The following is a 15,041-nucleotide window of genomic DNA, read 5'->3' as shown; positions in this document are numbered from 1 at the left end:
AATCGTCCATAGCGCTTCAAGCGGCACTAAATAAAGCACTGCAAGTATAAAACGCCTTGAGCGTTACCAAAAATAAAGATTACTCAAATTATCACCCAAACGAAGGTAGCTCTAACTATGCCAAAACGTACCGACATAAAAAGCATTCTTATCATTGGCGCAGGCCCTATCGTCATCGGCCAAGCATGTGAGTTTGACTATTCAGGCGCACAGGCGTGTAAAGCACTAAAAGAAGAAGGCTACCGCGTCATCTTGGTCAACTCAAACCCTGCGACCATCATGACTGACCCTGTCATGGCTGACGCGACCTATATCGAGCCGATTACTTGGCAAACCGTTGAGCAAATCATTGCCAAAGAGCGACCAGATGCAATCTTGCCAACGATGGGCGGACAGACAGCACTAAACTGTGCGCTAGAGCTAGATAAGCACGGCGTATTGACCAAGTATAACTGCGAGTTAATTGGCGCGACCAAAGACTCAATCGAGATGGCAGAAGACCGCAACTTGTTTGATAAAGCCATGAAGCGTATCGGCCTTGAGTGCCCTCGCGCTGAAACGGCTGAAACCATGGAAGAAGCCTTTGCTACTCAAGAAAAAATGGGCTATCCGTGTATCATTCGTCCATCATTCACCATGGGCGGTTCAGGCGGCGGTATCGCCTATAACCGCGATGAGTTCATTGAAATCTGCGAGCGCGGTTTTGACTTGTCTCCAAACCATCAGCTACTCATCGATGAATCATTGATTGGTTGGAAAGAATACGAGATGGAAGTGGTTCGTGACAAAAACGACAACTGCATCATCATCTGTGCTATCGAAAACTTTGACCCAATGGGTGTGCATACCGGTGACTCAATCACCGTCGCACCAGCACAGACCTTGACCGACAAAGAATACCAAATCATGCGTAATGCGTCATTAGCAGTACTGCGTGAGATCGGTGTTGAAACAGGCGGTTCAAACGTACAGTTCGGTATCAACCCTGATACTGGTCGCATGGTCGTCATTGAGATGAACCCACGCGTATCACGCTCGTCTGCCCTAGCCTCAAAAGCCACTGGCTTCCCTATTGCCAAAATTGCAGCAAAACTGGCGATTGGTTATACCCTAGATGAATTGCAAAATGACATCACTGGTGGCAAAACGCCAGCCAGCTTTGAGCCTGCGCTTGATTATGTCGTGACCAAGATACCTCGTTTCAACTTTGAAAAATTCCCGCAAGCAGACAACATCCTATCGACTCAGATGAAATCGGTCGGTGAAGTGATGGCAATTGGTCGTAACTTCCAAGAGTCGATGCAAAAAGCATTGCGCGGTATGGAAACAGGTGCGGATGGTTTTGATGAGCAAATTGACTTATCAAAAGTAAGCGCCGAAAAAGCGCGTAGCGAAATCATCAACCGCCTAACTATTCCAACACCTGAGCGTATCTACTACGTTGCTGATGCATTCCGCGTCGGTATGAGTGTCGATGAAGTGTTTAACTTTACCAAGATTGACCCATGGTTCTTGGTACAGATAGAAGACATCGTTAAAACAGAAGCCACCGTAAAATCACTTGGTTTTGGCGGCTTGAACGAAAAAAATCTACGTAGCTTTAAACGTAAAGGCTTATCAGATTTGCGTTTGGCAAAATTGCTTGGTATCTCACAAAAGCAGCTACGCAAAAAGCGTTGGGATCTAAACGTCTATCCAGTCTATAAGCGTGTCGATACCTGTGCCGCAGAGTTTGCTACTAGCACGGCTTACATGTACTCGACGTACGATAGCGAATGTGAAGCCAATCCAACAGATAAAAAGAAAATCATGGTTATCGGTGGCGGTCCTAACCGTATCGGCCAAGGTATCGAGTTTGATTACTGCTGTGTGCATGCAGCGCTTGCCATGCGTGAAGATGGTTACGAGACCATCATGGTCAACTGTAACCCTGAAACGGTTTCAACCGATTATGACACTTCTGACCGTCTATACTTTGAGCCAATCACGTTAGAAGACGTGCTAGAGATCGTTCGTATCGAAAACCCTGATGGCGTGATTGTCCAGTTCGGTGGTCAAACACCATTGAAACTTGCTCGTGCACTAGAGTCAGCAGGCGTTAAAATCATCGGTACTAGCCCAGATGCAATTGACCGTGCCGAAGACCGTGAGCGCTTCCAGCATATGATTCAGCAGCTAAACCTAGTACAGCCATCAAACGCTCTAGCAACCAGCTTAGAAGACGGCTTGGTTAAAGCCAAAGACGTAGGCTATCCATTGGTTGTACGTCCATCTTATGTATTAGGTGGTCGCGCGATGGAAATTGTCTATAACGAAGACGAGCTAAGACACTATCTACGTACTGCGGTACAAGCATCGAACGAAGCGCCTGTCCTACTAGATCGTTTCTTAGATGATGCTATCGAAGTCGATGTAGACTGTGTATGTGATGGTACTGATGTCGTTATCGGCGGTATCATGCAACATATCGAACAGGCTGGCGTTCACTCAGGTGACTCAGCATGCTCACTGCCACCATACTCACTGTCTAAAGAGCTATGTGATGTGATGCGCGCACAGACAGTCGCTATGGCAAAAGAGCTAGGCGTTATCGGTCTGATGAACGTACAGTTCGCAGTAAAAGGCGAAACCGTATATATCCTAGAAGTGAACCCACGTGCTGCACGTACAGTACCGTTCGTTTCTAAGTGTATCGGTACTTCATTAGCACAGGTTGCAGCGCGCTGCATGGCTGGTACTTCGCTTAAAGACCAAGGCTTTACCACTGAAATTGTCCCAGCATTCTATGCGGTCAAAGAAGCGGTATTCCCATTTGCCAAGTTCCCAGGTGTTGACCCAATCTTGAGTCCTGAGATGAAATCAACGGGCGAAGTTATGGGCGTGGGCAAAACCTTTGGCGAAGCATTCTACAAGGCCATTATCGGTAGTAATGAGCGTCTGCCAGGTCTACCAACTGAAGGCGAGACAAAAACGGTCTTTATCTCAGTTCGTGACAGTGACAAAGCCCAAATCGCTCCGATTGCTCGTCAGCTTGCCGACTTTGGCTTTAAGATTGTCTCGACCACTGGCACGCAAAAAGTACTGAGCGACGCTGGTATCGAAAGTCAGCAAATCAACAAGGTCACTGAAGGTCGCCCGCATATCGTTGATGCCTTGAAAAACGGCAAAATCGACCTTATCATCAATACCACTGAAGGTAAGCAAGCTCAAGAGGATTCGTTCTCTATTCGCCGTAGTGCGCTACAGGGCAAAGTATTCTACGTCACCACGTTAGGTGCCGCTGATGCCGTCTGCAAATCTTACGCGATTGACTTACCGTTTGATGTCTATAAGTTACAAGATTTGCATGAGCAAGCAAAGTCTATTGACGTGGCTGAATAATTTCAGTAGATTAAGCATAACCGTTAGGCTTGCCTAAAAGCTCACTCAAGTATCGTTGTTTGCTTTAAATATAGCCAACCATGCTTGAGGAACGATACCTTTACCGTGATAGACCTAAAAAGCATAGTGGCTAAATTGCGACTATGCTTTTTATTACGTAAGCTTAAGTGCGCCTATGCTTAAATTGAGGTGAGATACACTCATAAATGATAGCCAACTTATTCATTACATCGTCTTAATTATCACTCTTTTATATTTTATATCCATTGCAACAACACTGACACCATCTCATTATGAGGTGGTGTGGTGTTATTGGTTTAAGGAAAAAACATGCAACGTTACCCAATGACTCCGCAAGGACACGCGGCTCTAGAAGCCGAATTAAAACAGCTAAAAAGTGTCGACCGTCCACGTATCACAGCATCGATTGCTGAAGCACGCGAACACGGCGATTTGAAAGAAAATGCTGAATACCATGCTGCCCGCGAGCAACAAGGTTTTTGTGAAGCACGTATTCGTGATATCGAAGCCAAACTTGGTGGCGCTCAAGTCATCGACCCTTCGACACTGCCAAAAGAAGGCCGTATCGTGTTTGGCGTCAGCGTCGTGATCGAAAACATGGACACTGAAGAAGAAAAACAGTACAAAATCGTTGGCGATGATGAAGCTGACTTTAAAGCTGGCAAAATCTCAGTCAACTCACCAATCGCTCGTGGTTTGATTGGTAAGTTCGAAGGCGACGAAGTACGCATCGAAACGCCAAAAGGCGTGGTTGAATATGAAGTCATGAAAGTTATCTACGACTAATAGCTACACTGCGTTCTAATCTAGAAACTTGATATTCTTAGTGATAGACAGTTTGAGAAATGACTTTTAGATAGTAGCTTCGATGACAATGATTGTGACTAGCGACTTAGTTATGCCATTTCATAAATGAAAGCTGTACTACACATAGATGGCATTTATACCATTTCGGTTACACAATGCTGCTTTTATCCATGATTTGTTTTGGCGCATAATTATTTGAGTTTGAGCGCACAACAGCTTTAGTATTCAGTTTATTCAATAAGAAATAGTTAAGATTGAATAGCTTTTATACAAGTGAGTATTGCGGCGCTTTTACTAAAAATAATGATGGTCTGATCGCACACATAGGCTAATATCAGCACTACTACCCTCGTTATTTGGCATATTTTTTGGTGTCATTTAGCGGGGGTTTTGTTTATCTAGGCATTATCTATTGTTGTATTACTTACTATTATTTTTGAGGAGTCTTTTATGATTACGAACGATGGTTTTCAAGCATTAACTACTAAAACGACTATGGCAAAAAATGCAGCTATGTCTGCAATGCTAACAGGTATCATGTTGGCCGCATCATCGGCCAATGCGGCCCCTGAGATTGCTATTAGCTCATCTGCGAGCGGTAGCACCACGATGGTCGAGCAATACTCTGATGGCAAAACTGCTACGATTACTGCGACGCCAAACGGTATCACCATGCAAGACGGCATGCCGTACGCGGTAACTCAGGTGACCACTGTGCCACGCTATGTCGTGCGTCAGTCTCCTATTGTCCAAGGTACGACGACCGTTACTAGCGTACCGGTGACTAACTCTATTACCAATAAGGTCACTAAAGTAGATGTGATTACCACGCCTGCCAGCAGCGTGACGCAAGTACTACCTGTCGCAACCAACGTCACCCCGCCAGTGATTATGCAGCAGCCAGTGACCAATCAAGTAACGACAACGACGACAACTTTGGATACGTTGCAACTGACCCCGACTTTTAGCACGCCTGGCGTAGTCAATGCCAACACCAAAGTCATGAAAATTCTAAAAAATGCTGATGGACGTGAAGTTGCCGTTCCTGCCAATCATATTGCCCCTGGTGATGTGATCGAGTATCACACCACGTACACCAATACCACGGCACAGCCAGTCAATGACATCAACGCCATGATCTCATTACCAAGTGGCGTCCAGTTAGTCTCGTTGAATAGTCCTCTGCCGACGCTTGCGACAACGGGTGGCGATAGCTATCAAACCATTCAGCAGGTTGGCAATACTGTGGTTGTTCAAGAAAACTACTCTGGTCTGAAATGGAACTTGGTGAACTTTGATGCCAATGCAGCCAAAACCGTGGTAATACGTGCGAAGGTTCAGTAAATACAGTAATAGAACTTAATAAATTCTAAATTTTATAAAAGGTCTTGTGGACTAGTCATCTAGTCTACAAGACCTTTATTTTGGGAAATAGCCAACTTATTGTGATATAAATAAACGTTTGTTAATCCGAAAAATGAGCCTTGTACTTGTATCGGCTATACCACGTTATTATTAAGCTCTTTATCACTAAGGCAGATGAAGAATAAGCATCCTGTCCATTAGAATACTTCTATTCATCCTTATTCTTATTGGCATATTTATTGTCTTTAAAGCGATAAAACTGTTTAGCAATGCATTCAATGTCGTCATATTATGGACACTACCATATAACGATAATGCAGGTAGTTTTACTGTCTCAAAACCTGGCGTTTATGCAATCTGGCACAAGGGCCCTCTCTTCAAAAAAACGCCGCTGAATCAGTTTAGACCACATATTCTCAATACCGCTACTAACAAAGAAATCAAGATTAACCGCTCGATACTGTCTCCGCGCTCAAACAATTTTGATACTGGAAGAATGGAGCTTTTTACTTTTAAGGCGGAAGCGGGTCACTACGAATTAAAGCTAGTACCAGGTTCAAGTACCTCAAGATTTCAAGCAATGATAGGAGCAGCCCTACCGTTAGTAGGTATTGACTTAAACCACTACTCGATTGAGATTCAAAAAAGCCAAGCACAGGTATTCACGATATTAGCCATTCCTCTCCTACTACTCGGTATTGCAGGTATTATTGGCGGATTGGTTATTGGATTGTTAGCTGAAAAAATATTTATATAAACTCAAATCAGATCCAAAAATTCAGATTTTTTTGACGACAACCGTTGTCGCATATCATTCCAACTTCACCTATAAATACAATGACTTAGCGATAATTTTGGTAAAATAGTCTTTCATCAATTAATTGGTAAAACGCGACTTATGGCAAACATCAATTATGAAAGATTACAGGGCAAACTCAATATTTTGGCTGATGCTGCCAAGTATGATGTCTCTTGCTCATCCTCCGCTGGTACTCGTAAAAACCAAGGCGGCGGACTAGGCGATGCCTCAGCAACGGGTATCTGTCACAGTTATACCGAAGATGGTCGATGTGTCAGCTTGTTAAAGATTCTTTTGACCAATCACTGCATTTACGACTGCGCTTATTGCACCTCGCGCAAGAGCAATGACACGCCGCGCGCTGCGTTCAGTGTCGAAGAAGTAGTCGACTTAACCATGCAATTTTATCGCCGTAACTATATCGAAGGGCTATTTCTCAGCTCTGGTATCTTTAAAAGTGGCGACTATACAATGGAGCGACTGGTCGAAGTCGCCAAACTCTTACGTACGCGTGAGCGCTTTAATGGTTACATCCATCTAAAGACCATTCCCGGTGCGTCAAAAGAGCTGCTGCTAGAAGCAGGATTATATGCGGATCGTTTGAGCGTCAATATCGAGATTCCAACCAAATCAGGGTTGGCTTTGCTTGCGCCAGAAAAATCACATGACCAATTAAAAGCACCGATGGAAACGGTAAAAGAAGAGATTATCACCATTCGTGAAAGCCGTAAAACTCATAAAAAAGCGCCTAAGTTCACGCCAGCAGGTCAGACCAGTCAAATGATCGTTGGTGCGAGTAACGAAACTGACTTGCAGGTAATTCAGCTGTCGAGTCACTTTTACAAAACGTATGATCTCAAGCGGGTCTATTACTCAGGTTATGTACCTATGCTCTCTGATAATCGTTTGCCTGCGATTGGAACGCCTGTGCCGATGGTGCGGGAGAATCGTCTGTATCAAGCAGACTGGTTAATGCGCTTTTATGGTTTTGGCGCGCATGAGATTGTGGAGCCAGAGTCACCATTTTTAGATTTAGACTGCGATCCAAAGCTTGCTTGGGCGATACGCCATCGCGAGCATTTCCCAGTCAATATCCAGACAGCGACTTATGAGATGATCGTGCGTATCCCAGGTATCGGTACAAAGACTGCTAAAAAAATCGTCAAAGCACGTAAGTTCAATCAATTAACGCTATACCATCTAAAAAAGATGGGTGCTGCGGTCAACCGTGCTAAATACTTCATTGCAACCACCGGCAAAAACGAACATCTTGCTCATTTAACGCGCGATAATTTCCGCCAGTATGTATTGGCTCAAACGCAGACCAAATTTAACGATCAACGTACTGGGCAGTTGGCTTTATTTTAAAATGGCTCTAGATAGCATGTGTTAAAAAACCTGCTATCACGCTACTGTATTTATGATAGAAATGTAGGATAAAACATGTCAGCACTTATGCAAAACGACTCTTACGCTGTCGGTCAATTGACGCCTAGCATTGTACTGTATGAGCCTAGCTTTGAAGGTTGGCTGAGTGCTGTGTTTTATGTCTATGCCAATCATCTACAAAACGATATGTCACTAAAGCTAACTGCGCAAGATTGCTATGTGCCCTCACTCATCGCTCAGGCGACTAGCGTGGCAACTGATGAGGATAAAGCCGAGCGCGTGTTGGTCAAATTAAATACCTTATTGGGTCGCTCAGGCATGCGAAATATCTTATGGGGGTTTTTATCAGAGAAGGACGATATCGGCACGACTTTGTTTCGTGTGGTCAAATACGCCATCGACTACCCTAGTCGTCAGATCATGCAAGATTTAGGTAATTTAGATGTTCTCGAATTAGTCCAAACAGTCAAATCTGTTGGGCGCGAAAAACACCGTATGGAGGCGTTTGTACGTTTTGAGCATACGACTGATGATATTTATTTTGCACGTGTAGAGCCTGATTTTAATGTACTGCCACTCATCGGAGAGCATTTTCGGCAACGTTATCAAGATCAACACTGGGCGATCTATGATCTAACGCGGGGCTATGGCATCTATTATGATAAAAGTAATAGCACGCCATCACGTCCGGCAAAGCTGCAAACCATCACCGACCTCGATGATGCGGTACTACGCAATCCTGCCAGCATCCATAGTCCTGATGAACAGCGCTATCAAAAATTTTGGCAAGGTTACTTTACCAACGTCAATATCAAAGAGCGCAAAAATCCTAAGCTGCATAAACAATATCTCCCGCAGCGCTACTGGAAATACTTGAGTGAAAAACAAGTACTGCCCAATGCTGAGCATTTACAAAAACGACGCTAACGGCTTTTGTTGTTTGTTAATCCATGCCTTACGCTTATATAGTATAAAAACTACCTATCTGACCTCATCTTTTTATCTTGATGGTTGAGTTTTAATCGCTTTTAACTGACAATAGCAAATTGATATTACTAACCGGTGACCAACGCTATTATGAAAGTTATGCGCTTACTGTCGTCTCTAAAGCATGATGAATCCGAGCGCGGCATTTTTCATCTTGGACGGGCATTGGTCAAAAATGAGCATACCTCTATCATTGTCTCTAGTGCCGATGAAGACAATGACTTGGTTAGACGTCTCAAGCGTGATGGCAATATTTACCATCAGCTACATGTGAATAAAAAGTCTTGGCTATCACTATTGCAAGTCTCTGCACTACGGCATTTGATAGAAAAGTACGAACCCGATGTCATTCATGTGCACTCGCGTACCCCTGCATGGATATTGCATTTGGCACTGCGCCGCGCACGCGTCAGGCGTTTTCCCAAACTGGTCTCGACCATGTATGGGTTTTATCCTATTAATAAGTACTCTCAAGCCCTACTCAATGTTGATACGATAATCACCGTATCTGATAGTGTAACTCAATACTTAAAAAAAGGACTGCGCATCGAAGACGTAGATCCTAAAGTCATCACGCGTATTTATCGCGGCATCGACACTCGGCGCTACCCTTATCGTCATAATCCTTCGGTTTATTGGTTACGTCATACCTTTGCTGAATACCCTGAGCTTGAGCACAAAAAATGGCTCGTATTCCCAACCGTCATCGGTAATGAGTACGGGCAAGAGTGGCTGATAGATATCTTGGGTAACCTGCAAGAGCAGTTCCCCAATATTCACGTCATTATTATGGATGAAGACTATAAAGACGGCGATGTCGCTCATGAAGATTTTCGTCAACGTACCAACAGCTTAGGACTGGCTGAGCGCATTACCTATGTGGGCAGCAAGCGTAATGATATGCGAGAATGGCTATCGGCGGCCAATATTGTCATGGCACTTGCCAATGAGCCCGAGTCAATCGGTATCAATGCCCTACAAGCCATACATCTAGGTACGCCAGTTATTGGTTGGGATCAAGCCGCCTTTAGCGAGATTTTACAACCGCTCTACCCGCAAGGACTGGTAAAAAAATATAATGCCAATGCGCTGTGCAAAGCGGTTAGAAATCAGCTAGAGAGTGTGACGCGTCCTGAAATGACCAACAAATTTACCATGCGTGAGATGATTGAAAAGACGCTTGAAGTCTATCAAAGCTTACATGATGCAGCGCTTGCCGAAGAACAAGCAGAAGCAGATGCTATCGCAGTTCGACGCATCAAACGTAGCCTAAAAAAAGCGTCTAAACCTGCCCTGAATGTCGCCGTGAAAAATATCGAACCTGTTGTTAAAAATCCAAAAATAAAGCTGACTAAAGAAAAATCGAAGACAGCGGATGCAGTAGATACGACTGAAGACAATTAACAACCATAAGCTAAGCGTTGTATTCGATAGGTAATTTTTTAATCAAAAAAAGGCTACTTCTAAAATGGAAGTAGCCTTTTTTGTTGTTCAATCATCACTGGGCAATATTAAACCTAACGAAATTTAGCTTAGGTTTAATAAGTCGTCGGTGTATGGGCACTTACGATACGGGTGATGCTATCGGTAGGATTAATAAAAGTATGCGGCTGAATGGTATCAATCACATAGCTATCACCTTGATTTAACAAGTAAGTACTGTCTTCGATACGGATAATAATCTTACCCTCGATGACCGTACCAATCTCCTCACCTTCGTGAGCGATTTTTTCTTCTGTTGAGCTATTTGGCTGATAGGTCTCTATTAAGAACCCTAAGTTTCTTGTCCTGCTGCAGTTATAGACCTGCTTTAGTGACACTTTGCTATTGGGTTCATTGAGCTCTAATAGATCTTTTGGCGTTACGATTACTCTAGCCTTTGGCTCTTTCCACTCGTCACTAAAAAACGTGGTCAGATCAGAACCCAATACTGTCAAAATTGCCTTTAACGTATTGACCGCTGGACTGACCTTATTGCGCTCAATTGAGCTGATAGACGTGTTTGTCAACCCTGACAGTTTTGCCAATTTACGTTGCGAGTAACCTTTTGCTAGACGCAGCTGGTTAATCTTTTTGCCAATGTCTTCCTTCAACGATTCATCTGCTTCAGAAGTCGACGCTGTTTCAGAATCATTCAATTCGTCATCATCGATATCATCTATTTCAATATCAATATCAGCTGCATCTTTGTCATCGACACTATCAACATCGTTCTCAATGTTATCACTATCAGTGACAGCAGTTTCTGCCTTACTTTTAGTCGTGCTATTCGGTTTGTGGTTCTCTGGCATGGTGAATAAATTCCGTGAATAGAAATTTGGACAAGCTATCTTGCGCATAATTTAACTCAGGATGCCATTGTACACCAATCATAAATGGATGTTGTAACAAGCTGATAGCCTCCACCAGACCATCAGGCGCTAACGCTTCGACGAATAAACGCTCGCCTACTTTATTGATGGCTTGTTTGTGCAAAGAGTTGACGTGCCACTTTTCACCAAATGCTGCCAGCCTTCCTTGAGGTTGAATGATGACATCATGTATGGGCTGATATTGCACCTCAAGCGGCTGGGTATTGTCTTCTAAATGCTGCTCATAGAACCCATCGATATCACGCCAATCAGGATATAGCGTGCCACCAAAATGAACATTTATCTCTTGCAAGCCTCGACACACTGCAAACAGCGGAATGTTTTTTTCGTCTGCATAAGCCAATAACTTGAAGCTCAGCTCATCACGGCCTAGATCTTGTTTGGCTTCGGTATGCGTCGCGCCATATCGATTTGGGGCGACGTTGCTATAACTACCAGTCAATAAAATTCCATCTGCTATTTCGAGCAGGGCATCGAAGTTTTCGCTATCGGCAGCTGTATTTGGCAGCAATATAGGATTGCCACCATAAAAGTTTACTGCATCGATGTATTTTTGATATACCGCCTGTGCTGGCTGTCCGTCAACCATCTTATGACAAGACACAATAGCAATAATAGGTCTGGAATTTTTCATATCATTTTCCCTCGTTATAACAATTAGACCTAGGCTGTCTATGTTGTCTAATCCCTTATTTAGCTAAAATTTAACACAACGCCTCGTAAAATGTAAACTATAAACTTCATTAATATCGATATTTATACTAAAAACCCGAATTCGAGTTATTTTAAGATAATTTTAAATAAAAATTGACAATTATAGTTTTCATCCATATATTAAAAGTCAGTAGCAATGATAACCAACATAGTTTAACTTTTAGACTGAATAAAAACGCCTAAGAGCACAGCCTATAAGTCACTAATATCATTGATAAAAAATTTAGCAGTAGTACAAATACCTCATATCCAACCCGTCATTTATCAAATACTTATTTATTAAGTGTTCTTTATAAATGCCACTAGCAGAGAATTTAGACACCACAGCCAAAACGTAGTAGCAGTAACAAACCCAGTAATTCTACAAATTCATAGGAAGAACAGACATGATGACAACCAATGGAATGGTCAAATCTGCAAACAGCACAGAGTACGTCTATGTTGCCGCAGGAGATATCAATGGCTTACTTCGTGGTAAGCGCATCCCTTTTGATCAAATGGAAAAAGCAGAAAACGGTGCAATCCGATTACCTCTGTCAATCTTAGGTGTCGATATATGGGGCGCTGATGTCATCGAGTCTTCGCAGTGCAATGGTGATATCGATGCCATTGCCCGTCCAACTGGTCGTGCTGCTTATCCGCTTCTCAATACCAGTGCCCCTTCATCGCTACTACCTATTTGGCTATATACCGAAGACAATGAGCCTTACTACGGTGATGCCCGCCACGTTTTGGACCACATTAGCAAAAAGTTCAAAGCACTGGGACTGACGCCAGTGATGGCAACCGAACTAGAGTTTTATTTGGTTGACTATACCGAGGGAGAGACACCCAAACCGCCTATCCGTCCCAAGAGCGGCCTAAGACTAAACAAGACATCCATCTTGAGTATCAATGACCTATTACAATTCGATGAATTCCTAGATGAAGTCTACGAGCAATGTGAAAAGCTCGATATCCCTGTGGATGCAGCACTGGCGGAAAATGGTTGTGGTCAGTTTGAGATCAACTTATTACACGTCGATGACCCATTAAAAGCTGCTGACGACGCGATTTTGTTTAAACAAGTGGTCAAAGCCGTGGCAGCTCGTCGTAAGCTTACCGCGACCTTTATGGCAAAACCTTTTGGCCTACAGTCTGGCAATGGTTTTCATGTACATTGCAGCTTATTAGATAAAGATGGCAATAATGTATTCGATGATGGATCAGATGAAGGCTCAGATATGTTGCGTCATGCAGTCGCTGGACTGCTAAAGACCATGTCAGATTGCACCTTATTATTTGCACCACATGTCAACTCTTATCGCCGCTTTACCCCCGGTACATTGGCGCCAAACAACGTGTCATGGGGTTATGAAAACCGCACCGCAGCTGTACGTATCCCCGGCGGTGACACTAGAGCACGCCGTATCGAACACCGTGTATCTGGTGCAGATGCCAACCCTTATCTCGTTTGTAGCGCAGTACTGGCGGGTATGCTGTATGGTATCGAAAACAAGCTTGAAGCACCTGAGCCGATTAATAGCATTACTTATGATGCAGCAGAACTAAAAACCTTACCGTTAGACTGGCTCTCAGCCATTCGTCAATTTGAGAGCAGCGATGTGGTTGACTCACTATTCCCAAGCGAGATGATTGAGCTATTGATTGCGGTCAAAAAGCAAGAGGCCAAACGCTTTGCTCAGCAAGTGACCAACCTTGAATACCTTACCTATTTACAGGATGTTTGATATGTCAAATAGCAACCAAAGTAGCAATATGGCAACGAACCAATACCCACCTTCTAACAACACGCGCAATATCCCGCATTACTCGGACAAGGGTCAATACCCTGATAGCTATTATGCAGCCAGTCGTAACCCTAAGCCTGACAGACCAACGCTTAAAAACGATATTCAAGTAGAAATCTGCGTGGTCGGTGGCGGTTATAGTGGCTTATCAACTGCCCTACATCTTATCGAAACAGATCATGAAGTCGTCGTGCTTGAAGGCGCACAGATTGGTTGGGGCGCATCAGGTCGTAACGGTGGTCAAATCGTCAATGGTCTAAATGCTAGCCTGCAGAAAATCAAAAAATCTTATGGTCAGCAAAGCGCAGACTTCGTCGGTCAGCTCGTGACTCGCGGTGGCAAAATCATTCGTCGTTTTGTCAGTGACTACGATATCAGCTGCGATCTGAAAGAAAAAAACATCTTTGCAGCATTGAATAACGGACAGCTAAAAGACTTGCAAGAGACGCATGCACTGTGGGAAAGCCACGGTATGCACGACCGAGAAATGCTAGACAAGAACGGCATTCAAGAACATATCAAGTCAGATGCTTATGTGGGCGGCGTCATCGACCATTCGGGTGGACACTTCCATCCATTAAATCTTGCATTGGGTGAAGCGGCGGCTATCGAAAAAAATGGTGGCACGATTTATGAAAACACCTTAGTCGTAGATATTGAATACGCTGATGACTCTATTAAAGTCATTACTGAGTTTGGCACGGTGACTTGTAAGCAAGCCGTTCTATGCGGTAACGCTTATCTCAATAAAGTCATTCCTAAGCTGACTGATCGCGTAATGCCAGTATCAACGCAGATTATCGCGACCGAGCCATTGGGTGATTTAGCCGATCAACTGCTCCCTACTGATGTCTGTGTCGAAGATGTGCGCTACATTCTTGATTACTATCGTCTCTCAGCAGACAAACGCATGTTGTTCGGCGGCGGTACGGTGTATGGCGGTCAAGATCCTGCTGATATCACCGCCAAAATCAGACCCAATATGAATAAGATTTTCCCAGAGCTGCGCGATGTAAAAATCGACTACGCGTGGAGTGGTAACTTTGCCCTGTCCTTCTCTCGCGTCCCGCAAATGGGCAAACTACATGAGCGCGTATATTTCGCCCACGGCTATAGTGGACACGGCGTAACAGGCTCTCATCTGTTCGGGCAAATCTTGGCTGATGCCATCAATGGTAAAACCAAAGAGTTTGACACCTTTGCACAGATACCTTGGATTCCATTCCCAGGTGGCAGGGCTCTACGAGTTCCTTACTCGGTCATGGGTTCGTGGTGGTATGCACTAAAAGACACTACTGGCATGTAAATATATGACCAACCGTGCATAAAAGCGGTCGACATAGACAACGCTTTTATCATAAAAACTACTGTTGCCTTGACCTATCACAGTAATGGATTGCTGTGATAGGACGCTCG

General features: G+C 43.9%; 11 protein-coding genes. 9 read left to right on the top strand and 2 right to left on the bottom strand.

Going from position 1 to position 15,041, the window contains the following annotated elements:
• Positions 1 to 117 precede the first annotated feature (117 nt).
• The 7 genes from carB (at position 118) to ACI2IW_RS04105 (ending at position 10,153) form a co-directional block, all read left to right on the top strand.
• Positions 118 to 3,381 carry a carbamoyl-phosphate synthase large subunit gene (gene carB / locus ACI2IW_RS04135; protein WP_102091162.1) on the top strand — a complete coding sequence of 1,088 codons (3,264 nt, stop codon included), beginning with the start codon at positions 118 to 120 and terminating at the stop codon, positions 3,379 to 3,381.
• A gap of 330 nt (positions 3,382 to 3,711) precedes the next feature.
• Positions 3,712 to 4,188 (top strand): transcription elongation factor GreA, encoded by a 477-nt coding sequence (gene greA, locus ACI2IW_RS04130; protein WP_057760725.1) that lies wholly within the window; start codon positions 3,712 to 3,714, stop codon positions 4,186 to 4,188.
• Positions 4,189 to 4,659: 471 nt separating this feature from the next.
• Positions 4,660 to 5,553 (top strand): hypothetical protein, encoded by an 894-nt coding sequence (locus ACI2IW_RS04125; RefSeq protein WP_404692737.1) that lies wholly within the window; start codon positions 4,660 to 4,662, stop codon positions 5,551 to 5,553.
• A gap of 601 nt (positions 5,554 to 6,154) precedes the next feature.
• On the top strand, positions 6,155 to 6,331 hold the full coding sequence (locus ACI2IW_RS04120) for a hypothetical protein (protein ID WP_404692736.1): 177 nt from the start codon (positions 6,155 to 6,157) through the stop codon (positions 6,329 to 6,331).
• A 141-nt stretch (positions 6,332 to 6,472) separates the two neighbouring features.
• Complete coding sequence (locus ACI2IW_RS04115) at positions 6,473 to 7,741, top strand: putative DNA modification/repair radical SAM protein (protein WP_057760729.1); 1,269 nt, start codon at positions 6,473 to 6,475, stop codon at positions 7,739 to 7,741.
• 75 nt (positions 7,742 to 7,816) lie between these two features.
• Positions 7,817 to 8,689: a TIGR03915 family putative DNA repair protein gene (locus ACI2IW_RS04110; protein ID WP_404692735.1), complete on the top strand. Its 873-nt coding sequence runs from the start codon at positions 7,817 to 7,819 to the stop codon at positions 8,687 to 8,689.
• 150 nt (positions 8,690 to 8,839) lie between these two features.
• Positions 8,840 to 10,153 carry a glycosyltransferase family 4 protein gene (locus ACI2IW_RS04105; RefSeq protein WP_404692734.1) on the top strand — a complete coding sequence of 438 codons (1,314 nt, stop codon included), beginning with the start codon at positions 8,840 to 8,842 and terminating at the stop codon, positions 10,151 to 10,153.
• Between the two features lie 134 nt (positions 10,154 to 10,287).
• Here ACI2IW_RS04105 and ACI2IW_RS04100 read toward each other — a convergent pair whose 3' ends face one another.
• Together ACI2IW_RS04100 and ACI2IW_RS04095 are read right to left on the bottom strand one after the other, a co-directional pair.
• The gene (locus tag ACI2IW_RS04100) at positions 10,288 to 11,040 is read right to left on the bottom strand and encodes a cupin domain-containing protein (protein WP_404692733.1); all 753 of its coding nucleotides are present in this window, start codon (positions 11,038 to 11,040) and stop codon (positions 10,288 to 10,290) included.
• Positions 11,015 to 11,755, bottom strand: a complete 741-nt coding sequence (locus ACI2IW_RS04095) for a gamma-glutamyl-gamma-aminobutyrate hydrolase family protein (protein WP_404692732.1) — start codon at positions 11,753 to 11,755, stop codon at positions 11,015 to 11,017. Before ACI2IW_RS04095 ends, ACI2IW_RS04100 begins: the two co-directional genes overlap by 26 nt.
• Before the next feature lie 466 nt (positions 11,756 to 12,221).
• On the opposite strand from ACI2IW_RS04095, the gene ACI2IW_RS04090 reads away from it, so the two are divergent.
• Positions 12,222 to 13,565 (top strand): glutamine synthetase family protein, encoded by a 1,344-nt coding sequence (locus tag ACI2IW_RS04090; protein WP_404692731.1) that lies wholly within the window; start codon positions 12,222 to 12,224, stop codon positions 13,563 to 13,565.
• A gap of 1 nt (position 13,566) precedes the next feature.
• On the top strand, positions 13,567 to 14,931 hold the full coding sequence (locus tag ACI2IW_RS04085) for an NAD(P)/FAD-dependent oxidoreductase (protein ID WP_404692730.1): 1,365 nt from the start codon (positions 13,567 to 13,569) through the stop codon (positions 14,929 to 14,931).
• Positions 14,932 to 15,041 lie beyond the last annotated feature (110 nt).

Origin of the sequence: Psychrobacter sp. NPDC078501, from assembly GCF_044900935.1 — a bacterium.
Classification (GTDB): domain Bacteria; phylum Pseudomonadota; class Gammaproteobacteria; order Pseudomonadales; family Moraxellaceae; genus Psychrobacter.
This window is presented reverse-complemented; position numbering and strand designations above follow the sequence as displayed.